A 25,210-nucleotide genomic window follows, 5' to 3' on the forward strand; every position below is an offset into this window, starting at 1 on the left:
TCTTTGCCATTGCACGTTTCAACAATCAAAACACCTTTCAAATACTAGATAAAAAGAAGGCCTTCATCATGAAGGCCTTCTTTTGTTAAAGCATTTACTAATTCAAAACTAGTTGTGAGAAACCACTATCAAACGTAGTGAATCTAATTGAACCTGAGCTTTGCTGATGTAACCTGTCAGTGCATTGATTTGAGCTTCGATAACCTCTAGCTCTTCATCACGAATATTAGGGTTCACGGCTTTAAGCGCTTGTAGACGCTCTAATTCACCGTTCAGGTTAGTCTGCATATCTCGTTGAGCCTGTTCACGCACTTCTTCCACTTTAGGAAGTACGTGCGTCTCACCCGCTTCAATTAGCTTGTGAATCTCACCTTGTACCGAGTTCACTAGCTTGCTCGCTAAGTGACGGTTTACTGGGCTTAGTTGACGGTTAAAGCTGTCGAACTCAACCTGAGCAGATAAATCGTTACCACGGCCATCCATCATCAAACGAATTGGCGTCTTAGGTAAGAACTGGCTGATACCGCTGCGCTTTGGCGCTTGCGCATCCACAAGGTAAACCAACTCAAGCAGGATAGTACCCACTGGCAGCGCTTTGTTTTTCAGCAATGATACCGCTGATGCACCCACACCTTCACTCAGTAGCAGATCAATACCGCCTTGAATCATTGGGTGCTCCCAGCTGATGAAGTTCATGTCTTCACGAGAAAGGGCTGTATCACGATCGAACGTGATGGTTGCGCCTTCGTATGGTAAGCCAGGGTAGCTTGGTACCATCATGTGCTCAGATGGTGTCACGACTAGCGCATTTTCACCCTTGTCGTCTTGGTTCAAACCAATCGTGTCGAACAAGCTCAGTGCAAACGTTACTAGGTTAGTATCGCCATCAGTTGATGCAATCTTCTCTGCGATTTCGTGTGCTTTGTCGCCGCCGTTTGAGTGCATCTCTAATAGGCGATCGCGGCCTTTTTCTAGATCCGCTTTTAGGCTTTGATTTAGCTTGGCAGACTCTTCAATCACTTCATCAAGCTGCTCTGTATTACCAGAAGCCAGCATTTCGATAAGAACATCTGAGTACTTGTCGTAAACTGTGCGACCAGTTGGACATGTCTCTGCAAATGCATTTAGACCCTCATCAAACCAACGCGCAAGAATCGCCTGTGACGTGCCTTTTAAGTAAGGGACATGGATGTCGATGTCACGCAGCTGACCGATACGGTCCAAACGACCAATACGTTGTTCAAGCAAGTCTGGGTTGAACGGAAGATCGAACATTACTAGCTGGTTCGCGAACTGGAAGTTACGACCTTCAGAGCCGATTTCGCTACAGATAAGAACCTGAGCTCCGCCCTCTTCTTGAGCAAAGTAAGCCGCGGCTTTATCACGCTCTAGAATCGACATGCCTTCGTGGAATACGGTTGCACGTACACCTTCACGCTCACGTAGTGCTTGCTCTAATTGAAGAGCAGTACTTGCACGTGATGCGATCACTAAGATTTTTTCGCTTCGCTTGTCTTGGATCTTTTCAATCAGCCAGTTAACACGCGAATCGAACTGCCACCAGCTTGAGTCTTCACCTTCAAACTCTTGGAAGATCTCTTCTGGATAAAGCATCTTCATAGCACGAGCTTCGGGAGCCATCTTGCCACCGATCATGCCAGATACACGCATTGAGGTTGTGTACTGCGTTGGAATCTCCATCGGCAGTAGGTTTACATTACGCTTAGGGAAGCCTTTGATTGCAGCTCGCGTGTTTCTAAATAGAACACGGCCAGTACCATGGCGGTCCATAAGGTTATCAATTAATTCTTGGCGAGCTAACGCTTGCTCTTCTTCGCTACTATCACCTTCGATAACACGGAACAGCGGCTCTACATCTTGCTCAGAAAGCAGTTCAGTAATCTGATTCTTCGCGCTGTTTTCAAGCTTCACACCAGAGAACAATGCAGTAACAGCATCAGCAACCGGTGCGTATTGGTCTTCTTCTTCAACGAATGCTTCGTAATCGTAGAAGCGGTCAGGATCAAGCAGACGCAGACGTGCAAAGTGACTCTCACGACCTAGTTGTTCAGGCGTTGCTGTTAGTAGTAGCACACCAGACGTATTTTCCGCTAAGCCTTCAACCACTTGGTATTCACGGCTTGGTTTGTCTTGGCTCCACTCAAGGTGGTGCGCTTCATCGACAACCAACAAGTCCCACTCGCCTTCAAGTGCTTGCTCGTAGCGCTTACGGCTCTTACGTAGGAAGTCCAAAGAACACAGAACGTACTGCTGGGTATCAAACGGGTTGTCTGATTCAGCAAACGCTTCAATACAACGCTCTTCATCGAAGATAGAAAAATGCAGGTTGAAACGGCGCATCATCTCTACTAACCATTGGTGTTGTAGAGTTTCAGGAACCACAATCAGAATGCGTTCAGCACGGCCAGACAGCACCTGTTGGTGAATGATCATGCCCGCTTCGATGGTTTTACCTAGGCCCACTTCATCAGCCAGTAAAACGCGCGGAGCGTGACGACGACCCACTTCATGAGCGATGTATAGCTGATGAGGGATCAAGCCAGCACGCATACCACACAAGCCACGCATCGGGCTCTTGTGTTGTTGGTACTGGTTGCTTAGCGCACGGTAACGCAACACAAAGTTATCCATACGGTCGATTTGACCTGCGTATAGCTTATCTTGTGGCTTGTTAAAGCGGATCTGGTTGCTTAAGAAGATTTCACGCAGAGTGACTTCTGTTTCTTGGGTATCTTCGCGAGTACCTAAGTAGGTTAGCAGCCCTTTGTCTTCGATAACTTCTTCGACAGACAGAGACCAACCTTCTTGGCATTCGATGACATCGCCTACATTAAACGTTACTCGGGTTACGGGAGCATCAGTACGTGCATAAACACGGTTTTCTTCTGACGCTGCAAACATTAGTGTCACTGTGCGAGCATCCATTGCTACAACGGTACCTAAACCTAAATCGCTCTCCGTATCGCTTATCCAGCGTTGCCCCAAAGCAAATGTCATGAATCGACTACCTCAATCTTATAGTTGGAATTTGGTCTTCTTAACTGCAGTTTTAAACAAGAACATTATCGCTCCTGAACTAAAAATATAGCCAAAAATGTCTAGTTTGCAGCCACTTTTTAAGTGCGCTCTCAATAATAAATATCTCGAGAAAATGGTGCAGAAAAAGGTCGCTAATCTTACTCGATGCTGTGATTTAGGTCACGCCTAAAGGAGATGATTTCATGCTTTTTTTCTGTTTTCGCCAGTGCAATCAAACTGTCAAAAATTCATGGTTAATCTATAGGTAGCAGATTGCTGCTCTCAAACGAATACACCATATTCACTCGTAACGATATGGTGCTGTTCCTCTAGATGAAGTTTAGGTGAGTAGTTGACTATCACCAGAATCAGATACTAATCTTTATATGAGCTTTATCTACGTTCAATGAATGCAAGGCAAGCCGCACGTCGGCAAGGAGATGCTATGGGCGAGACCAACCGGAAGCTATTTGTTTTAGACACCAATATCCTACTTCACGAACCCTTCGCTATATTTTCTTTCCAAGAGCACGATGTCGTTATCCCCATGACAGTGCTAGAAGAACTAGACAGAATCAAAGACAGTAAGAGAGACGTTGCCCGAGATGCGAGAATTGCGATACGAACTCTCGAAGATCTATTCAGGGAAGCTACACCAGACCAAATATCGGAAGGTATCCCTTTCACCAAAGACATTAAAGCCTCAGGCAGTATTTCAATACTCGCCGATTACGAACTTCAAGAAAGCATTAAGGCCTTCGCCGATGACAAGGCGGGCGATAACCGAATCCTCAACGCAGTCCTCTATCTTCAAAATAAACGCGCGCCACGCGAAGTGGTTCTCATCACCAAAGACATCAACATGCGTTTGCGAGCTAAAGGCGCCGGTGTTCGTTTTGTTGAAGACTATCAAACTGACCAACTGATTGATGATATCCAATACCTCACTAAAGGCTTCCAACAACTGGAAGGCTCATTTTGGGATGGTATCGATAATGTCGAGAGCAGAAGTTTAGGCGGAAAGACGCTGCACACCTTAGCAAGAGCGCCGTTTGAGCCAACCTTCCTCAACCAATATGTGATTGACGAAGAAAGTGACTTTGCCGCTCGAGTCGAGGAGATTGAGCCTGAAAGCATTACCCTGAGAGACCTCAGCCGCGAAAGGCTGATGAATCGCAGGGCATGGGACATCACACCAAAGAACGTCTATCAAGGCATGGCGATAGATGCGCTGCTCGACCCTGATATTGATCTGGTGATTCTCACTGGCGCAGCGGGTAGTGGTAAGACGCTATTAGCCATGGCTGCTGCGCTTGAACAAACCATTGAGCGTAAGCAATTCGACAAGATCATCGTAACCCGAAACACGCCTGATATTGGTGAGTCGATAGGTTTCCTTCCGGGTACAGAGGAAGAGAAGATGTTGCCTTGGTTAGCCGCAGTGACCGATACACTGGAAGCGCTGCACAAGAATGACCACTGCACAGAAGGCTCGATGAAGTACATCTGTGACAAAGCCAATATCCAGTTCAAATCCATCAACTTCATGCGTGGCCGCTCGATTCAGAATGCATTTGTGCTTTTGGATGAGTGTCAGAACCTCACCGCTTCACAGATCAAAACCATCATCACCCGTTGTGGTGAAGGTACTAAGATCGTCTGCTCAGGTAACCTAGCGCAGATAGATTCTTCCTACCTAACCCCTGTGACTTCAGGCTTAACCTACATGGTCGAGCGCTTTAAAAACTTCGAAGGCAGTGCCAACATCCACCTCAATGGTGTGGTGCGTAGCCGATTGGCAGAATTTGCGGAAGAGAACATGTAATAGCTTTTTTGCTCTTACTCATCATTCACCCCAAAAAAAAAAGCGCCTCACAATAGAGGCGCTTTTCAATTTAATATTTTGAAGTAAGTCGGCAGAGGTTAGTCTGCTTTACTCAGTACCACCGACGGTTAGCGAATCTAGCTTCAATGTTGGTTGACCAACACCCACTGGTACACTTTGGCCAGCCTTACCACACACACCCACACCACGGTCGATGCTTAGGTCGTTACCCACCATAGACACCTGCTGCATCGCTTCGATACCAGAACCGATTAGCGTCGCGCCTTTCACTGGGTGAGTGATCTTGCCATTTTCAATCATGTACGCTTCAGAAGCTGAGAATACAAACTTACCTGATGTGATATCAACCTGACCGCCACCGAAGTTCGGTGCGTAGATACCTTTCTCAACCGTTGCGATGATCTCTTCCGGCGTGTGTTCGCCCGGTAGCATGTATGTATTCGTCATACGTGGCATTGGAAGATGCGCGTATGACTCACGACGACCATTACCTGTCGGTGCTACACCCATTAGACGCGCGTTCAGCTTATCTTGCATGTAACCTTTTAAGATGCCGTTTTCGATTAGCGTATTGTACTGACCGTTAACACCTTCATCATCGACGTTCAATGAACCACGTAGATCCGTTAATGTGCCGTCATCCACAATCGTACAAAGGCTTGAGGTAACTTGTTCGCCAACTTTGCCAGAGAATACTGATGACTCTTTACGGTTGAAGTCGCCTTCTAAACCGTGGCCTACCGCTTCATGCAGCAGAACGCCCGGCCAACCAGAACCAAGAACCACAGGCATTGCACCAGCAGGCGCTGCAACCGCTTCAAGGTTAACTAATGCTTGGCGAATCGCTTCATCAGCAAATTGGTAAGCAACTTGAGTGCCTTTGTCATCACTTAAGAAGAAGTCGTAACCAAAACGACCACCACCACCAGCGCTACCACGCTCACGACGATCACCCTTCTGTGCAAGTACACTAATAGACAAGCGGACCAGCGGACGAATATCACCAGCGTAAGTGCCATCAGTAGCAGCAACTAGCATCTGCTCATGCACACCACTTAGGCTCACCGATACTTCAGTCACCATCGGTTCTTTAGTGCGAATGTAAGCATCTAATGATTTTAGTAATTCTGTTTTCTGCTGTTTCTCCCAGCTCGCTAGCGGGTTAACTGCATCATAGTAAGCTTGGTTAGAGTTGCGTTTGAACGCTTGAACCTTGCCGTTTTGACCTTGTTTAGCAATACCACGAGCCGCAATTGCGCTCTGCTTCAGACCATCCAGTTGGATTTGATCAGAGTAAGCAAAACCGGTCTTTTCACCAGATACTGCACGAACACCAACACCGCAATCGATATTGAAAGAGCCGTCTTTAATAATGCTGTCTTCTAGCACTAAAGATTCGTGCCAGCTTGACTGAAAGTAGATATCAGCATAATCAATTTGGCGGGTAGCAATGCTCGCCAATGTATCTGCGATATTTTGCTCCGTAAGCCCTGTCGGGTTCAGTAGCGCTTCTTCAATTTGATTAATGCTCATAGATGGCTCTTGTTTGTAATTAAAATTGATTGGTAAATCGAGAGTGTTGCGTGATTGGCATATTTTGCCTAATTGACTCACAACTGGATGTGTCTATCTCAACCACCATACTTTTAGGATCTTGGTCTAACTGTGCGACCACTCGTCCCCATGGATCAACCACCATTGAGTGTCCCCATGTTTCTCTTTGGCAAGGGTGTTTTCCGCCTTGACCTACCGCGACAATCCACGACTGTGTTTCAATCGCGCGGCATCTTAACAATGCTTCCCAGTGCGCTTGACCTGTTACCGCTGTAAAAGCCGCAGGCACCACAATGATTTGTGCCCCTTGCTTACGTAACTCTGAATACAAGTGTGGAAAGCGCACATCATAACAAATACTCAAACCTAAGCGACCAAAAGGCGTTTCCGCTGTCACAACTTGGTTGCCCGGAGTGAAAATATCCGACTCTCGATAGCACTTATGGGCGTCAGCGACATCCACATCAAACATGTGTAGCTTGTCGTAATGAGCAACGAGGCAACCAAAATCATCAATCACCAAGGTGGTGGTCGTCACTCCGTTAGTTGTGCTTATCGGCATACTGCCAATGACGATCCAAATTCTGTGAAGCTTTGCTAGCTCAGAGATTTTCTTTTGCAGTGGGCCATCATTAAAAGGCTCAGCACACTGGTGATAGTCGGCTTTACTGCCAAAAACTAACGCGTTTTCAGGGCAAACAACCCACTTAGCCCCCAACTCTTTGCACTTTGCAACTTCTTGAGCAAGGTACTCAAAGTTCAATTCAGGGCTGGGGCCAGATGTCATTTGAATCAACCCAACACAATCCATGTGTATCGCTCCTCCATTCATTATGATTCAGAAATCAGCATTTCACCGTATATTCGCTGACTCGGGCATAAGGTCTTTTCGGCTAATTTAAGGCCTATTCGGCTAATTTTCTCAGCTTCTCTGGCAGCTGAAACTCGCCAGAGCTACGAGAAAGTTCGCTCACCGTTGGTGAATCCAATGGTCCTTTCACCGAATAATTTACTTGGGTAAAGACTTCCACAACTGGCGAGATAACCGTGGTCACCGCCAATACGTACAGCGCCGTTTGAGGGGTTACCGCAAAGGCCGTTAATACGGGAATACCCGAGGTAATATCTGGGGTAAAGTTCACCTCAGCATCAACCTGACGCGTGTTGAGGTTAGCGATACCTTTGATTTTCATCTCACCTGCGACCGCATCCATGTTCAGATCATTGGTCAGGAAGATACCATTTTGAATCTCGCCCGTTCCGGTGATGCTGTTGAAGGCCATACCTTTATCAAACACGTCTGAGAAATCGAGCTGCATCTTACGAATGATTGAATCTAGGCTAAACAGACCAAGCAATCGAGCAGCGCCGCTCACATCCGAGATAATGCCTTTACCAAACTTAGTTTTAACGTTGCCATCAAGGGTATCCATTTTGATCCCCCAAGGCGAACCATCCCAATTTAATTGACCTTCCAACGCGAATGGGGCTTTTTGAATCCCGGAAGTAATACCAAAGCGCTCCATGAGTTCGCTGTTGTTTTCACCTTCAACATCAACGGTTAATGATGAATGACTCTTGTCACCTTGCAGTTCCCACCAGCCACTCACATCCGCTTTGTTGCCGCCGCTTCGAACCTGGATTTTGTTCCACTCAATACGGTCTTCGTTCCTCGTCATTTCAACATCGACCTTACCAACCTTGTAGCCTTGCAGCCAAAAGTCGTTCAACGTCAGGGTCAGGTTTGGCATAGCATCGTGGATCTTTCTATCCAATTTCGAGATCAATGGCGCTGCTTGCTCTTTTCGTTGTAACAACTGCTGATCTTGATTGTTCTTATCACTCCACTCAGGAACAAACAGGTGCAGACGATCCAGTGAAACCGTCAAATCGTAAGGTGGCAGGTAGTTAATATCCCCTTCTAGCTCTTGGCTAGACACTTCCATTTGCCACGCTTGTTTGTTCTTGCGAGCACTAAAATCGACGTCATTCCAAGAGATACCACCCAAGATCAGCTCTTTACTCTCAAAGGTAATACGGCTTGGCGCTGGAATGGTTGGCGTGTTCATTTGGCTAAGTACAGCCGTTGAAGGCTTTACCGGTTCCATCACAACCGATAACCAATCATCGGCATTGAATTTGTCTGTACGAATCAGTGCGTGATGGCCAACAACCGGGCTAATTTTATAGCCACCGCGACCAAGCACTAAGTTGGTCGCCGTTAACTCAGGCACGTCGCCTGTGATATCAATCTCAGCTTGGTACTTGGTGTTTGGCAATTGCAGGCGCGCGGTAATCGTCTCTTGGTTACCCGATGCCTGTAGCCTTGCAGAGCCACTTTCTAGTGATTTTTTCTCCAAAGGGTACGGGTAATCACTCGCCAAGTATTTTAGATCTGACTGTAAGTCTAGTTGGTAGGTAAAGCCGATATCATTAAGCTGGATATCAATCTGGCTTTGCCATTGCGCATGACCTGACAAGCGACTTAACCATTGCTCACCAATGTAAGGTTCTAGAGGCTTTACGTCCCAATCACCTAACACATCAATATCAACGGCATAGCCAGGACCATCATTCAGGCCTTTAAAATCAAGCGAGATACCTTGGTTAAGTAGATCCGCAGCGAGGCCATTCGCCGTCACTACATCATTATCAAATTCAATGCGTCCCGTGGTGTTCTCAAGCACCATTGGCGGCGCTTCAATTTCAACATGGTTACCACTTAAGTCGGCGTAACCCCATGCTCTTGCTTCTTTTTCAGAATCAAACGGAATATTAAGCTGAAATTCAGAAGAGACATCACCACTCACTTGAAGTGCGGTTAACGCTGCGCCTACTGAACCTACCAGTGGCGAAGACGTCATGTAATCGCGTACTGCGTTGCCAGACGCCGTCGCTTTAGCTTCAATTTCAATATGGCCGCCTTCCCCTAAATAAGGAATGCGTCCTGTGATTCGATCTGCCGTCACATCCATCAGTTGAGCTGAGCGAGAATCCAGATGCATCGCATCATTTTCAAACAACAGATCAAGCTGAAGATCAGTAATCAGTGGCCACGCGGTATCAAAGCTGAATTTCGCATCTTCTAAGCCAACCCAAACCTGGAAAATACCATCGTGGTTAGTGTATGGGTATTGAGACAAATCACCATGCCACAACAGTTTTACGGTATCCGCTTTACCGGCTTGAATCGCAGTTGAAAGGTAGTCTGTTAGATCTTGCCCAAGAGCCAGTGTAGGTAAGTAGCGCCATGTTTCACCGACATTGTAAGCGTCCGCTTCGCCGTAGAAGGATAAAAACGGGCTCGCATCTTTTGGGAAGTCTAAGCGGAATGCGCCTAGTACTTGTAAATCGGGGGTGGCAGCTGTGATTTTGTCTGACCACAGCTTCCAGCCGTTTTCATCTTGCTGCCAAACAATATCAACCTGACCTTGTTTGATATTCAAAGGCGCTTGGAATACGTCACCATAAGGGAACACATCGTCAATAACATGCAGGCTAGCTTTCGCTTCCGAGGCCGAACCAAACACACTACCAGACACTTGGCTAAAGCCTGGGACTAGTTCCCACTGCTCGATAGCAAGATCAGAAAAACTGGCTGAATAACGTAAACTGTCAATTCCCGAACCCATGGAAACACGGATATCAGAAACAGAGCCGCCCGGCGCCAATACGTTAATCATTTTGGTTGATTGTTCAGAGTCAGGCAGCAGCTTAATCAACGGAGTAATAGTCGCAATATCCAGCTCAGAAATGTTGAGTTGCCATGGACCTTGATTCCACTTGAACGCTACGTCGAGTTCCGGCCAAGGTGTGTCATCCGTTCTAAGGTTTAGTGAGTGACCATTTACTTGCCAACCATCATCAGTCGGCGACAACTTAAAGACACCGGACTCAAGCATGAGGTCATGCTCGCCATCTTCGTTCCACGCCAGTTCTGAGGGTAAAACCTCAACATAAGCGCTCACTGGCTTGCTATTTCGCAGCGTAAGCCAACTATTCAAGCTCACAGTACCCGTTTCAATGCCGGATTCCGCCTGCATATAATGCGTAAGCCATGGCTTAACAGAAATGCTGTCGGCACTGACATAAAACTCACCAGTCACATCAGTCAGTGACCCACCATCAATAAAGTTAGCACTCACTGACAGAGAGTTTAGATTGGCATCTTTGATACTCACCACACCTTCAGCAAGGTGATGTTTGTCTGAATTTTGCCATTTTAAGGTTTCTATATCGAGCTGACGTTCTTCACCCGAAACAGAGTGATAAAGAATAGAAGAATCTTTTGCAGTTACATCGACGAGTGTTTTTAGCAGTAAATTATCGAGCTCTTGTATCACTCGCTTGGAAGACTCGGGATCTGTAGGTTCGTCTTTGCCATTTTGCCCGGCAAACAGATCAATTGAGCGGATATCAAGATACATTTGATTCATGACTAGATCGGCCACAACCGGGCGCATCTGCACGAGCGATTGAATCAAGTCAAACTCGACTTCAACACGCTCAACAGAGAAGGTCACATCTTCTGCATTGGGGAGGCTAGCTTTAACGCCTTGCAGAGCAATAGAGGGGTGAGTGTTACGCCAAAAACCGCCCACATCTTGAATCGAAAAATCAAAACCGGAGTGTTGGTTTACCCAAAGCTCAATTTCAGATTGATACTTGTTTAAATTGGGCAAGGCTACACGCAGTGTAGTAACGGCAATGGCTAGCGTTACTAAGAGAGTAACCACTAACCATAAACATGCACGTAGAATCAGAGTAACGCTTGAGCTCACAAAATTTCCATTACATCATAACAACATCAAACTGCTCTTGTATGTACAGAGGCTCAGCCTGGATTTTAACTTGCTTACCAATAAAGACTTCAAGCTCCGCAAGCGCATGAGATTCATCGCCCTCTAACGCCTCAGCTACGGCAGCTGCCGCATAGACCACAAATTTATCGGCGTCGTACGCACGATTCACTCGCGTGATCTCTCGAAGAATTTCATAACAAACGGTTTCAACTGTCTTCACACTGCCGCGGCCTTCACAAGCAGGACAGCTCGAACATAGGATATGCTCAATACTTTCACGAGTACGTTTACGAGTCATCTCAACCAACCCAAGCTGCGTGAAGCCATTAATATTGGTTTTCACACGGTCTTTGTCGAGCGCAGCCTCTAAAGAAGTTAGTACTCGCTTACGATGTTCCTCAGACAACATATCAATAAAGTCGATAATGATGATGCCACCTAAGTTACGTAGACGCAGCTGACGAGCAATCGCTTGAGTCGCTTCTACATTGGTGTTGAAAATCGTCTCTTCTAGATTACGGCGACCAACAAACGCGCCAGTGTTGATATCAACCGTGGTCATCGCTTCAGTTTGGTCAATAATCAAATATCCACCAGACTTTAATTCGACTTTACGATCCAATGAACGCTGAATTTCGTTCTCGGTATCGTACATATCAAAGATAGGTTTATCACCTTCATACAGCTCAAGCTTGTCTGTCAGCTCTGGCACGTATTCAGAGGTAAACTCTTTTAGGTTTTCATACTCTAGACGAGAATCGACCTGAATCTTACTCAGCTCAGTACCGACAAAATCACGCAAGATACGTTGGCTTAGACAAAGTTCACCATACAAGCGAGTGCGCGCTTTGTGTTTGCCACGACGCTCAAGAACCTTTAGCCAAAGTCGCTTCAAGAAAGCGGCATCTTGTGCAAGTTCATTCGAGTCAGCGCCTTCAGCCGCAGTACGGATGATGAAGCCACCGTGTTCGTCACAGTAACGAGACACGACTTTTTTAAGACGGTTACGCTCAGACTCGCTGTCGATTCGTTGGGAAACGCCGACATGACTTGCGCCCGGCATAAACACCAGATAACGAGACGGTAGAGTGATATCCGTGGTTAGGCGGGCACCTTTAGTTCCAAGAGGATCTTTGACCACTTGCACCACAATGTCTTGCCCTTGACGAACAAGCTCTGAAATGTCACGAACTTGAAACTGCTTCTTTTCATTTTCAGCAACACATTCAGTGTGTGGAACAATATCAGAGGCGTGTAAAAAAGCTGCTTTTTCAAGGCCTATATCCACAAAAGCCGCCTGCATTCCCGGAAGAACACGGCTTACACGTCCTTTATAGATATTTCCTACGATACCGCGTCGAGCATCTCGTTCGACATGGATCTCTTGAAGAGCCCCCCCTTCAATCATGGCCACACGAGTTTCACTCGGGGTCACGTTCAGCAACAATTCAGCACTCATGGTGCACCTCAGATTAGTAATTATAAGAATTCTTGCAGTAGCTGGTCCGTTTCAAATAAAGGTAAGCCGACAACGGCGTAATAACTACCTTCAATTCGGGTAACAAAGCGTCCGCCCAAACCTTGGATCCCATAGCTACCGGCTTTATCGCATGGCTCCCCTGTTTGCCAGTATTGTTCTATTTCTTTTTCACTGAGGGGTTTAAACCATACGTCGGTAATAATGATTTCTGTTCTTTGTTTTTCTTCTGAAACCACAGAAACCGCCGTCATCACTTGGTGACGTTCATTCGCTAACTGAGTAAGCATGCGCTTAGAGTCAGCAAAATCGGTGGGTTTCTCAAGCACTTGCCCTTGACTAACAACGACGGTATCAGAACCAAGAACGACTATATCAGAGCCATTATCTACAGTATCAGAACTAGGAACGACATGCTGCCTTTCAGAAGGGTTATCTTTTAATAAAGACAACGCAGCTAAAGCTTTATCTAAAGATAGTCGCTTAACATATTCTTCGGCGGTTTCTTGAGCGTGTTTACACTCTTCAACATCGGTTACGAGGACAGAAAACTCATAACCGAGTTGAGATAGCAATTCTTTGCGGCGTGGAGAGCCGGATGCCAAAACTAAATGTTTCTTTTCCATCGTCACGCTACCTCACATGCCAATGGCGACGCACGCGTCTCATTAATAAAAACATCCAAGGCCAAAGTATACAGTTTATCAATGCGCTCCATAACGATAACGGATTGAAAACAACATCTTGGATCAAATATTCACCAAAGAAGATCAACACCTCAAACAAGACCGTTAACGCGGCAATGATCATCGCTTGCTGCCATAACGCCATGTTACGAATGACGAGGAAGTTCATCGCAATAATGTACATCACTATTGCCATCATCATGCCTCGAATACCCAGAGTAGAGCCGATCAAAAGGTCCCACAATAAGCCTAAAATCAAAGCACTACCCACGTTAACACGATGCGGTAGAGCCAAAACCCAGTAACACGTAACCAGCAGTAACCAAGATGGTCTAAATAAATCTAAGCTACCAGGCCAAGGGATCGTCTGCAGAATCAGTGCTATTAAAAATGAGCAGAAAATTACTACCTTGCTTCTCAAAACGCTATTGGCCATCTTCGCCCTCTAACAATGCTTGTTCTATGCTCGATTGATCCGCTTGCATCTGTTTGTTTTCATCAGGCCATACAAGCAGCAGGTATCTGAGCTTATCGAACTCAACCACAGGCTCTGCTTTAATCACAGCGAACTCACGTTTCGGGTCGTAATCAACGGCCGTAACATAGGCGACTGGATAACCTTCTGGATATACCCCACCAAGACCTGATGTCACCAACAGATCTTCTTCTTGTATATCGGTACTGGTTGGAATGTGCTCTAGCTGGATCTCATCAATCATGCCATTGCCCGAAGCAATCACACGGATGTCATTACGAATAACCTGAACAGGAATCGCATTGTTTGCATCAGTGAGTAGTAATACACGACTATTATGAGCAGCAACGAAAGTGACTTGGCCGACAATGCCTTTTTCGTTGATCACCGGCTGACCTTCATACACCCCATCAATCTGACCTTTGTCGATCACGACTTGATGGCGATATGGTGAAGTGTCTACCGCCATAACTTCTGTGACGACTTTCTTCTCATCACGGATAAACGGAGACCCCAACAGCTTACGAAGGCGCTTGTTTTCTTCTTGATATTGCTCAAGCAGAATCAGCTCGCTCTTCAGACGCAAGACTTCTCGTTTAATATTATGGTTGGATTCAATTAACCCTTTGCGAGTGCTAAAACGGTCGTAAACACCATCGAACATAGTGCGAGGCAAGTTGGCTGCATATTGAATAGGCGCAACCATGCTGTTTAATAGATAGCGAACATTTGAGAAAGCATCTAAACGACTATCAGCCAGCATAAGGCTGGCTGATAAAATTACAGCAAAAAACAGGCGCAATTGTAGAGAGGGACCTCTACCAAAAATTGGCTTCATTCTATATTTGGTCCTAGAGCTACATTTGATCCTATAGACAAGGTCCTAGGCTCTTTACATAAAACTAGATAAGAAAAGAGCCTAACACTAGATATTATTCTTCGCTGAACAGATCGCCGCCGTGCATGTCGATCATCTCTAGAGCTTTACCGCCACCTAGAGCAACACACGTTAATGGCTCTTCTGCAACAACAACAGGGATACCTGTTTCTTCTGTTAACAGGCGATCAAGGTCTTTAAGCAGTGCACCACCACCTGTTAGTACCATACCGTTTTCTGAGATATCAGAAGCCAGCTCTGGTGGACACTGTTCAAGTGCAACCATGACTGCAGATACGATGCCAGATAGAGGTTCTTGAAGTGCTTCAAGGATTTCGTTTGAGTTTAGGCTAAAGCTACGAGGCACACCTTCAGCAAGGTTACGACCACGTACTTCGATCTCTTCGACTTCATCGCCAGGGTAAGCTGAACCGATTTCGTGTTTGATCTTCTCTGCTGTCGCTTCACCGATCAAGCTGCCGTAGTTACGACGAACGTAGTTGATGATCGCTTCATCAAAACGGTCACCACCAATGCGAACAGAAGACGAGTAAACCACACCGTTCAGTGAGATAACCGCAACTTCAGTAGTACCACCACCGATATCAACAACCATTGAACCTGTTGGTTCAGATACACGTAGGCCAGCACCAATCGCAGCAGCCATAGGCTCATCGATTAGGTAAACCTCACGAGCACCAGCACCTAACGCTGATTCACGGATAGCACGACGCTCAACCTGTGTTGAACCACAAGGTACACAAACCAAAACACGAGGACTTGGTTTAAGCACACTGTTGTCATGCACTTGTTTGATGAAGTGCTGAAGCATTTTTTCCGTTACGTAAAAGTCGGCAATTACACCGTCTTTCATTGGACGGATCGCTGAGATGTTACCAGGCGTACGACCAAGCATTTGCTTAGCAGCGTGGCCAACAGCAGCGACACTCTTTGCAGAACCCGCACGATCTTGGCGAATAGCTACAACTGAAGGCTCATCAAGAACAATGCCTTGGCCTTTTACATAAATAAGGGTATTGGCTGTACCTAAATCAATCGATAGGTCGTTTGAAAACATGCCACGAAGTTTTTTAAACATATTCTTCGCTCATCCTGCAAGAATTAGAAGACAAAAATTGCACTAAATGTACCAATGCCTTGCTGTTACGGCAAGGCATTGAAGTACAAACATGGACTGAAACCCGCAATTTCTTACAGATTCCTAACTTAAGGGGCAAAAATTATATTATTACTGACCTGTTAAGCCACTTTCACCTCGGTAGATCACACGATCGTTACCACGGTAGATACCAAATGTGACGACGGTGGATGGATCTTCATCACCCAGTTGGCGCCAGTTGTAACGTAGCCATGGTTGATCTTGATCACTGCCACTACATGAGATGTTATTTCCGCCATCGCTATCAGGCTCAGAGTCATCCATTCTTAACCACAGACGAACTTGCTCACGTGGCGCGTCTGTTCCTGCTGGCGTATTTTGATTTGCTGTGACCTCTTCTTCTCCATCATCCACATTTCCACTACCGCTAAGTGAAACTAAAGTGGTTGCCGCCCCTTCACTGTGCCAAATAACTTGTTTACAAGTATTAGCCCCATTGAAGGTACTGTGGTCATCATCCTCGTTAACAATAAACTCGCTGCCATCCCAGAACTCAGTTCGCAGCGGAATAGTTAGAGTAGTACCGGAATTACCACCAATATCATCAAGCGCCATTCGGCCATAACGAGCTGGAGGCTGGACCGGAAACTCGACAGAATCAGTCAAAATATCAGAGTCAGTAAATGAAACAGGATCAACTCCTGCAACGGTCAAGCCAAAGTGGGTAATAGTGGAGTTAGCATCTGAAGTATTAAACGGTGCATCTCTGCGGCTAACGTCATCTGAATCCGTAACTCGCTGAAGAACAGAGGCACTATCGTTCAACAACCAATGCTTACGATCATTAGACCAAGACCCAGCATCCGTATCTAGCAAGAAGCCGTTATCTATATTGCTATCATCTAGAACACCAAACTTTGCTTGTAGTTCTGTATTAAAGAATCGGTAATTATTAAGCGCATTATCCGTATCACCTTCACCTTCACCTGATGCCATTGGATATACTTGGTGAACTGTAGAGTCATAAGGTTGACTCAAATAAGCAATGTCGTTTTGATTCGCGACATTCCATTCAGGGTTCTCTTGCAGGAAGTACTTCGGATAGAAGCGGCCAATTGATTTACTTCCAGAAAATCCACCAAGAATCTTGCCGTAAAAGCTGCTCGAATCTTCAGTCACTTCAAAATTTATACTACCAACTTCTGAATACTTTAAACTTTTGAATTTATAACCATTATCATTAGGACTAATATCGGAACTAGACTGAGTCAATTGGCTGCCAGGCTCTAAGCTACCAAGCACTGCACCATTATTGCTAGGTGTATCCAGAGTATGAGTTGCAACGACAGCACCAGAGGACAGCAAATAGTTTTGTGTTACTAAGCTATTGTTACACGAAGGGTTAGCGTTACTCGAAAATCGAATTGGTTTAGCAAACACGTCAAACTCTTCCCCTGCTGCAACAAACGCATTCCCACCACTGCTGTTGCCATCAGAACTGTTGTTTGTACAGATTGCAAATTGCCAAGGTCTGACATAGACCTCAACGATACCTTCTAACGAATCCCAACTGTCACCATCATTATCTTCACAATCATACCCCGTTGGACATTCAAAAGTAGGGTCCGAAAGTTTGAAGCTAACCTTACCCGCTTCACTGTAAATAACGGAACCTGTAGTTTGAGCGGAACTATCAAATTCAAAAATTACCGAAGTATCGCTCCAATCGCTCTTACTTTTTACCAATAAGTTTCCATCAACGGCTCCCTGGGCAGAAGTGGGGTGCACCAATGAAAAGTCCGAGACATTGAGAGTTTTATCCCCTAGATAACCTAAAACAGGTGTTGCCGTATCATCTTTACAAGCCAAAGCTTTCAGGTCAAAGCTCGCAGCCAGACCGGCTACAGCATATATATCGCTCGCTTCAAATTTGTATAGCGATACTAAAAAGTCGCCAGAGTCACTTTGATTGGAATCTGACGCCAATTCAGCCTCAATTTTATAAGTCCCAATTGATTCAGCATCTAAACCGAGCGTTAATATCCCAGATGAATTTGTCGAATAAGAATTACCACCGTTATGGCGCCCCTCAATAACACTATCAACAATTATGCCAGCAGGTGTCGTAATATAAACTTCAACTTGCTCCGTGGCTGGATTCCCTTGAGAATCAGTTATGATGACCGTCACTTGTGGAGTTTCACACAATAAAGAGAAATCTTTATTAGGTGTCAGATCCAATTGATAATCTGATGGTTGCACAGGACAAAACTGACCATCATCAATAATTTTCCCATCAGGTCGTAATTCTATATTTTTCGCTGTTACTCGACCATTTATAAGACCGTTGCCACCAGTAACAAGGACTTTATCGCGACTAAAAATTAGCGCATTCAAGTTCCTTTCCACCTGAACTAACGCATTGCTACCTTTATAATTCTCAGCCCATATAGACAGTTTGAAGCTATTATTAATAACTTGCCCCCCGCCTGACAATTCAAAACTATTCACATAGATCTTAGTATTTTGAGATAATATTATTTTACCGCTAGCACCTACAATCAAATGCTCAATATAATAGGTATCCCCAGTCAAGTTAATCGTACCTGAACCTCCAGCGGATACTGTATTATACTTACCGCTAACCAAGTTGATTTCTTGCCAACCGGCATCCACATTTTGACCTGTTGGTAAATCTAGATCGACAATATTAGGCTCAGTTATATATAGCGATGAGTTCTCTACACACTCGTTGCCATCACATTGTGTCTTTGGGTTAACGGTTGGGTTTGTCGGGTCAACCCATATGCCTACTTGCCCACTAGACTGGTAGGTACCTTCAATCTGAATCGAGGCCGTATTTGAAGTCCATAATAAGCTACTATTATCCCCCCAAGACTGAACCACATATGGAGCAACATCACATATATCTAATGGAACATCTTCCATTTCAAAAGCAAAGTAACCCACTTCTTCCGGAATATGCGTGCGGTCTCTAAAGTCCTCATCTACAACAAAGCTAACTTGGTTCGTGTTAATGTTACATCGACGTAGCCAGCCTCCGTGTCCACCAGCCCTCTCTTGTTTATTAGCTATGATCCCGTCAATATTCGTTAGAGAGGTGGTAGCATACTTATCCTCACAGCCATCCAACATTGGGTCATTACCGCTTTGACTTGGCGTATCATACCCTCTTGCAAATTGAACCTTAAAACCATCAACATCAAGGTTAGTATTGGTGGCTAACGTCGCTAAAAACGCGATCTTCTCATCGTCATAATCATCGTTACTGCGGTGAGAAGCACTTAGCTCCAAAAACAAATCAATGTATGACGTTTCATCGGTTCGCCTAACCTTGCCAGAGGTCATCCATTTATCATTGTTATTTCGAGTTTGAATTTGATGCAATACCACCGGATTAGAAGAAAAGCCAGCTCCGCCAAAATCGCTATAAAGGACTCTATCATTACTATTTGAGCCTGATTTAGCACTGGCTGCATTGGTGTTCAAATAACCCGCTATGACTTCATGGCCATTAAAATCGGCCACACCGGGCTCAATCGCAAGGTAACTGACTTCTGTTATCGGTTGGCTATCTAAATCTGAACCACCGCCATTCTTTGGCGCCTTAATCTGCTTGATGGTCGCTTCGGTTTTGCTTACCTCGGTAACCATTAACGTTGCAGGAGCATCCGCGTCAGGGGCACTTGAATCAATGGTTGGCATCACAAACACCAGTGGCGTGTTGGTATAAGACTGAGTCAGTGGGATCTTACATTCTCCACCAGAGCACTGAACGATACCAAATTCATACTGAGCATCGTTTGAATAAACCGGCGGTGGCTCGATATCCGAGCTGTCACATTCTAGTTCAGTACTGTCCCCACTATTAATATCGACGCTTTGCGGGTGAATACCTTTAAAGTCTGCGGGGTAATTGCCTAAAAAAGTAAAACCCTGCCCATCGTCAACGTAGTAGTCTGCGGTTCCGGCATCATTTCCCGCTCCCGGCTGATAAATCAGTTGAACACTATAGTCTCCCCCACCAACCATGTAACGAGGATCGCGAATAAAGGGCGTATCTCCCACCGTAGGCTCATTAATATCATTGGTCCAGATGGTGTATTCCGGGCGGTTATTTCCGGGCTCTTGCTCTGCAAACACAGATTCAACAAGCTGGGCGGAATTGATATTAAATGATATTTTAAATTCACCGCTCGGATCTACGTTACAAGTCGACGCTGTCGCGATCAAAGGGAATAGGCAGAAACAGGCAACTAAAATATATCTACATGCTTTCATCGTATTGACTCCTTCACCCACACTTCTTGATTACGTTGCACTTGGCTCACACCAGAACCGCAAATTACCGAAGACTCTAGAACATAGAAAACAAAGCCATCAAGCTCTCCTCGATTGGAACACTGCACTCGCTCAAGAGAGCAATTCACCGAAGCCGTATCAACAATAGAGCTTGCTACCGTAAAAACCCCACCTCCGGGTTGGAGATCATTGCTGCTACAAACACTAGCAACAGCAGAAGAAGCCTGAGGATCAGGATCCGGATAAAACTGAGTCATAACATATTCATTAACAGAGTGACTGAGCAACCAAGCTTGTGTGCCAAGTACAACTCGAGTGTTTGAATCATTATCAGACCAACTCGTTCGACTCAAACTTGTCGCTAAGAAACCAAGCACCACGATAACAAAGATGACAATGACTAACGCACTACCTTTTTGGGTTGATTTACGGGACATTAATCACCTGTATATCTAGCTCAAACACTGTGGACTCATTATTTTCTGCAAACTCGAGAATCAACTCAACAACACCGTTACTCTGAACATCCGCAGGTTGATAACTCAGAGTGCTATTCTCACTCATAACTCGATCGCTTATTGTGACACCATTACGAGTTAGTAAATTACTATTCGCAAGGCAATACTCCACAAGGTTATTTGAGTCAAAAATGTAGTGCCTTTTACCTACAGATTCACTGACAAGAGTGTTAGCTCCATTTGGAATAGAAAAGTATGCAGCAGATACGCTCGGAGGAACCACACTATCAAGAGGGTATACATTATTTAGGTTGTTGATATCCGTATGTGGTCTAGTCGGATTTATAACCAATGACATAGATTGTAATGAACTACTTGTCGCTCCAGTATCACTAACTAGAAAGTTAATGTCTGCCCCCGAGGTAGCGTAAAAACCTGAATCAACAATTGGATAAAATGATACGCAACCGCTACTTACAGAAGCAGGAAACAGATTAGGTACAGCATGCCTCACTTCACGCGAAAGCTTTTCCAGTACAAACCTAGCTTCGGTTTGTAGCCGAAAGCGCTCTACAGAGCCAAAATAGCTTCTCATACCGAGTTCAGTAAAATTCGCGACACCAAGCAAAACGATACTTGAGATGACAATAGCTAAAATCATCTCTATAAGCGTAAACCCTTTCCCTTTCATTAATACTCCCCTTTATAAGCAACTAAAGTGATAGGAGGATTATTGCTTGCGGTAATTGTTAAGGTAAATTTCTGCATCGAAGCAGTTGGGGTATCGTTGGCAACAACCAAATCCACATCAAAATTAGTATAAGTGCTGCCGAGTTCAATTGGAGTACCTGAGCTCACCGTTCCGTAATCTCGAGCTAACAGATCGGTCATAATACTTTGACCTAATGCCGAAGCTCGGTTGGAATAATTTACTTGCCCTGAAAGCGCAGATTGTGGTGCAAGAAAAGTAGAAAATGCGAGCATTGCAAAACCAAGTAGTACAATAACAATGATCGACTCGATAAGCGTAAAGCCACTATTTACGTACTTCATGGGCATACCTGATTACTTGGATAAACAAAACCTTGAGAGTTAACACAAACCCAAGCTCTGTCTGAACTATTATTGGATAAAATCGTAATTTGAACACCAGATGAGGCGGTATTTTCAGGATTACCTAAAAGGCTGAATTCGATTGGCGAAGAGTAATTAGAGGAAGGTACAGACGCGAAACTATAATCATCACTAACGATAACATCACTTCTTGTTTCAGATGTGTTATCACAAGCAGATTTCGAACCGATACAATTGTTCGCAGCTACTAAACGTAAGCTTTCAGCACCTGACACAGACATATCCATATTGGATTGCATTCGATTGAGCTGAATTTGTCGGATGACAGAAGATGTCTGTTCTTGAAGAGCATACAATTCGTAGACTTGGCGACCTCCAAACCGGCTAATAGCTGTCGCTGAAATAATAGCAAGTAAAAGAATCACTACGATCAATTCAACAAGAGTGAAACCTTTGTTTGGCTTTATGTCCATATACATCCTAAGTAGCTCAATCGCAGCTCTACATTACAAGATAGAAAAAAAACAATGAATATATCTATTGTGAATATTAGAGATTTATTAGTTTATTCCTAAAATAAAAAAGGCCGGCAAATGCCGACCTCTAGCTTACCGTAGCAAGCTATTTAGTTACCATTACAACCAGCACCAAGAGTCACTGATGTAGATGCAGCTGTATCAGCAGTTGTTCCTGTTGCTTGAGTATAAGTAACGATACACTCATCTTCACCAACATCTGCTCCAGAAAAGCTGAATGAGATAGTACCTGAACCACCACTAGTAACGTCTTCCCAGTCATCATTTAGGCCAACAACAGCAGCTCCAATACCTGTAGATGTTGCAGTTGGGTAACCGAAGGCAATATCAATGCCTTCGACGTTTTGTCCTGAAGAAATAGCTTCTAATCCCTCAACAGCAGCTTTACCGTAAGTAATACCAGCAGCACCATCAATTGCACCTTTTAGACCTTGGAGTGAAGACTCACGAGCATCATCTTGCAGGTTTAGGAAGCGTGGTGCCGCAGTTACAGCAAGAATACCTAGAATAACAATTACAACCACTAGTTCGATTAGGGTGAAACCGCCTTGTCTTTTCATAGTTTAGCTCTCTCTATGTTTAATTTTACGCAGACTTACTGCAAAGTTACGGTCACACGACCAGTTTTAATTTCGTAAACAAATTCATGTTCTGTACTACCTTCTAATTGAACGTAAGTACAGGTTGCATCACCTGAATTCGCTTGCGCTGAATATTTGTAATTTGAGTCATTAGCGACATCTGAAACCGCACCTACTTTAGGTGGATTTTGCAGCAAGTTTTCCATCAACTCAGAACATGTTTGGTCTGAAATATCTTGTGGAGCAGTGCTCGAATTATTGTTCAGAGTCCACGGATAGCCATCACGAAAGTCGGTCTCGACGTTGTTACTGTTTTTTGATCTTGTTAACCAAAAATCAACACCATCATAGTTTACAGTATTGTATGTTTCAACACCTATCTTCTCTGACGGCCTTGCTTCCGCTTCCCATTGTGCTCTTGCTGACAAAACAGCCGTTGCAAAGCCACCAGCGACACCTTCAATACTGGATTTCTTGGCTTCATCCGTCACATCAAGAAAACGAGGCAACGCAGCGACCGCCAATAAACCAACAACTACGATCACTATCACTAATTCGACAAGGGAGAAACCCTTTTGATTCTTAAGCATTTTCTACCTACTCATCTAATTATTAACGCGCATTATACATTCGCGCACGTATAAAACCATACTAAAACTGTCAATATTTTCACAAAGCCAAAATATTGGCTTTTACACTAAACCTTTCTCTTTCAAGTAATATATCTACCTGATATTTATCAGTATAATGATAACTACAGTGAAAGTGTCTGTTGTCACTTTTATCTTCAACTCTTGGAGAGCTTAGCCCTAAAATGCTCCCTTGAGGATATAATTGATCCAGCCAATAATTACAGTCTCGCTCCGTACCTTGGATAGGCATTACCCACCCAGTTCTGCTGTAGATCTTTGGGGGTTCCGAGCCTTCTTCTTGCCCAGCACCCGATAACAAATACTGCTGTTTGAACAAATTGGCTTGCTCCAAAATCCGCTTGCTCGCGACGATAAATGCCGTGTTAGTCGCTTCCTCTTCTACCGTTTTGAATGCCGAAAGCACACCGACAATAAGAAAAAGAATAACCACTGTCCAAATAACAAAACGTGAGCGTTGTAGGTTATTTAGCATTCCCTAGCCTTTGATCGCATCCAACATTCCCCACATCGGCAAGAAGATACCTAGCGCCAAAATCAGCACCATGCCTGCAACGATGGTTAACAAAATGGGTTCAATTCTGGCGGTTAAGGTTTTCAGATCGTAATCGACTTCGCGGTCATAAAAATCAGCCACTTCAAGTAATAGCTCATCAATACGACCCGTCTCTTCACCGACGGAGATCATTTGTATCACGAGCGGTGTGAAAATTTCGCTGTTAATCGCGGTCGACGAAACCGTACTACCGGCTTCAATGGCCGATTTCATGGCTTGAACTCGCAACTCTAGAAAACGGTTATCTAAAGCTTCCGCCGAAAGCGCTAGCGACTGGTTCAGTGGAACACCCGCTTTAAGCATCAAAGCAAAAGTACGCGAGAAGCGTGACAACAGTGCTCGATTCACTACCCCGCCAATGACCGGCATTTTTAAGCGTAATCGATCCCACTTTTCCAAGCCTTTGTCTGTCTTCACCCAAGCTTTAAAAGCGAAGATAAGACCAAAGATCACTCCAAGCATTAAGCCCCAGTAATTCACAAAGAACTCAGACATACCAATCAAGATACGAGTAGGCAGCGGCAAGTCGACACCAAAGCGCGCAAACATGCTTGAGAACTGTGGAATAACCTTGATGTTAAGAATGAACATTGCAATCAAGATAAAACTGATCACGAATGTTGGGTAACGCATCGCAGTCTTAATTCGTTTGCGAGTCTCAACTTCTTGTTCGTAATATCCAGCTAATTGCAGTAAAGCCTGATCTAGACGGCCTGTGTTTTCACCAACGCCAATCATCGAGACAAACAACGGACTGAATACCTTGGGGTGCATCTGCATTGACGCCGCTAAGCCGCGACCATTAGTTAGCTCAGCAACCACCTCTTCCAAGGCGGCTTTCAGCTGCTTATTTTCGCAGTGTTGAGTGAGGCCTTTCATCGATCTTAATAGTGGTACACCCGCTTTGGTTAGGCTGTATAACTGTCGACAAAACAGAACCAACACCTCTAACGGTACACTCGGAAAGAACAGACTCGATACATCCATATCTAAGACTGAACCACCACTTTTGCCCAGTTTGATAGAGGTTGGAATGATCCCTTTACTCATCAAGCTTTCAGCAGCAAGATCTTCGTTATTCGCGTCTAATTGCCCACTTACTTGACTACCATCAGAGCTGCGACCTACATAACGATACGTTGGCATATCATTCTAC

At 44.9% G+C, this 25,210-nt stretch carries 19 protein-coding genes; 1 reads left to right on the plus strand and 18 read right to left on the minus strand.

Annotated features, from left to right (window positions below; translation table 11 throughout):
- Positions 1–108 precede the first annotated feature (108 nt).
- Positions 109–3,018, minus strand: a complete 2,910-nt coding sequence (gene rapA / locus AB6D93_RS16685) for an RNA polymerase-associated protein RapA (RefSeq protein WP_102332749.1) — start codon at positions 3,016–3,018, stop codon at positions 109–111.
- A gap of 466 nt (positions 3,019–3,484) precedes the next feature.
- On the opposite strand from rapA, the gene AB6D93_RS16690 reads away from it, so the two are divergent.
- Positions 3,485–4,864 carry a PhoH family protein gene (locus tag AB6D93_RS16690; RefSeq protein WP_102332748.1) on the plus strand — a complete coding sequence of 460 codons (1,380 nt, stop codon included), beginning with the start codon at positions 3,485–3,487 and terminating at the stop codon, positions 4,862–4,864.
- Between the two features lie 108 nt (positions 4,865–4,972).
- On the opposite strand, the gene tldD is transcribed toward AB6D93_RS16690, so the two are convergent.
- The 17 genes from tldD to AB6D93_RS16775 all read right to left on the minus strand — a co-directional run bounded on the left by tldD (position 4,973) and on the right by AB6D93_RS16775 (position 25,200).
- Positions 4,973–6,418, minus strand: a complete 1,446-nt coding sequence (tldD, locus tag AB6D93_RS16695) for a metalloprotease TldD (RefSeq protein WP_017061366.1) — start codon at positions 6,416–6,418, stop codon at positions 4,973–4,975.
- A 19-nt stretch (positions 6,419–6,437) separates the two neighbouring features.
- The gene (locus AB6D93_RS16700; protein WP_102332747.1) at positions 6,438–7,250 is read right to left on the minus strand and encodes a carbon-nitrogen hydrolase family protein; all 813 of its coding nucleotides are present in this window, start codon (positions 7,248–7,250) and stop codon (positions 6,438–6,440) included.
- Positions 7,251–7,344: 94 nt separating this feature from the next.
- On the minus strand, positions 7,345–11,220 hold the full coding sequence (locus AB6D93_RS16705) for a YhdP family protein (protein ID WP_102332746.1): 3,876 nt from the start codon (positions 11,218–11,220) through the stop codon (positions 7,345–7,347).
- Between the two features lie 10 nt (positions 11,221–11,230).
- Positions 11,231–12,700 carry a ribonuclease G gene (gene rng / locus AB6D93_RS16710; protein WP_017061363.1) on the minus strand — a complete coding sequence of 490 codons (1,470 nt, stop codon included), beginning with the start codon at positions 12,698–12,700 and terminating at the stop codon, positions 11,231–11,233.
- 20 nt (positions 12,701–12,720) lie between these two features.
- Positions 12,721–13,344 (minus strand): nucleoside triphosphate pyrophosphatase, encoded by a 624-nt coding sequence (locus AB6D93_RS16715; RefSeq protein WP_017062955.1) that lies wholly within the window; start codon positions 13,342–13,344, stop codon positions 12,721–12,723.
- 7 nt (positions 13,345–13,351) lie between these two features.
- A complete protein-coding gene (gene mreD / locus AB6D93_RS16720; protein WP_017061361.1) occupies positions 13,352–13,840 on the minus strand; it encodes a rod shape-determining protein MreD in 489 nt (162 codons plus the stop codon).
- Complete coding sequence (gene mreC / locus AB6D93_RS16725) at positions 13,830–14,717, minus strand: rod shape-determining protein MreC (protein WP_004735927.1); 888 nt, start codon at positions 14,715–14,717, stop codon at positions 13,830–13,832. Before mreC ends, mreD begins: the two co-directional genes overlap by 11 nt.
- Positions 14,718–14,811: 94 nt before the next feature.
- Positions 14,812–15,855, minus strand: a complete 1,044-nt coding sequence (locus AB6D93_RS16730; RefSeq protein WP_017062957.1) for a rod shape-determining protein — start codon at positions 15,853–15,855, stop codon at positions 14,812–14,814.
- Positions 15,856–16,005: 150 nt separating this feature from the next.
- A complete protein-coding gene (locus AB6D93_RS16735) occupies positions 16,006–20,178 on the minus strand; it encodes a DUF6701 domain-containing protein (RefSeq protein WP_102332745.1) in 4,173 nt (1,390 codons plus the stop codon).
- Positions 20,175–20,636: an MSHA biogenesis protein MshP gene (locus AB6D93_RS16740; RefSeq protein ID WP_102332744.1), complete on the minus strand. Its 462-nt coding sequence runs from the start codon at positions 20,634–20,636 to the stop codon at positions 20,175–20,177. The genes AB6D93_RS16735 and AB6D93_RS16740 overlap by 4 nt, the downstream gene beginning before the upstream one ends.
- Positions 20,626–21,348, minus strand: a complete 723-nt coding sequence (locus AB6D93_RS16745; protein WP_102332743.1) for a PilW family protein — start codon at positions 21,346–21,348, stop codon at positions 20,626–20,628. The genes AB6D93_RS16740 and AB6D93_RS16745 overlap by 11 nt, the downstream gene beginning before the upstream one ends.
- The gene (locus tag AB6D93_RS16750) at positions 21,348–21,710 is read right to left on the minus strand and encodes a prepilin-type N-terminal cleavage/methylation domain-containing protein (protein WP_102332742.1); all 363 of its coding nucleotides are present in this window, start codon (positions 21,708–21,710) and stop codon (positions 21,348–21,350) included. Before AB6D93_RS16750 ends, AB6D93_RS16745 begins: the two co-directional genes overlap by 1 nt.
- On the minus strand, positions 21,707–22,204 hold the full coding sequence (locus AB6D93_RS16755; RefSeq protein ID WP_102332741.1) for a type II secretion system protein: 498 nt from the start codon (positions 22,202–22,204) through the stop codon (positions 21,707–21,709). Before AB6D93_RS16755 ends, AB6D93_RS16750 begins: the two co-directional genes overlap by 4 nt.
- A 152-nt stretch (positions 22,205–22,356) precedes the next feature.
- Entirely contained in the window at positions 22,357–22,827 is a 471-nt protein-coding gene (locus AB6D93_RS16760) for a prepilin-type N-terminal cleavage/methylation domain-containing protein (RefSeq protein ID WP_102332740.1), read from the minus strand.
- 35 nt (positions 22,828–22,862) lie between these two features.
- The gene (locus AB6D93_RS16765; protein WP_102332739.1) at positions 22,863–23,438 is read right to left on the minus strand and encodes a prepilin-type N-terminal cleavage/methylation domain-containing protein; all 576 of its coding nucleotides are present in this window, start codon (positions 23,436–23,438) and stop codon (positions 22,863–22,865) included.
- 79 nt (positions 23,439–23,517) lie between these two features.
- Positions 23,518–23,973 (minus strand): hypothetical protein, encoded by a 456-nt coding sequence (locus tag AB6D93_RS16770; RefSeq protein ID WP_017068728.1) that lies wholly within the window; start codon positions 23,971–23,973, stop codon positions 23,518–23,520.
- Between the two features lie 3 nt (positions 23,974–23,976).
- Positions 23,977–25,200: a type II secretion system F family protein gene (locus tag AB6D93_RS16775; protein ID WP_102332738.1), complete on the minus strand. Its 1,224-nt coding sequence runs from the start codon at positions 25,198–25,200 to the stop codon at positions 23,977–23,979.
- Between the last annotated feature and the right edge of the window lie 10 nt (positions 25,201–25,210).

This window comes from Vibrio sp. 10N.247.310.23 (genome assembly GCF_041467155.1).
GTDB lineage: Bacteria > Pseudomonadota > Gammaproteobacteria > Enterobacterales > Vibrionaceae > Vibrio > Vibrio crassostreae_C.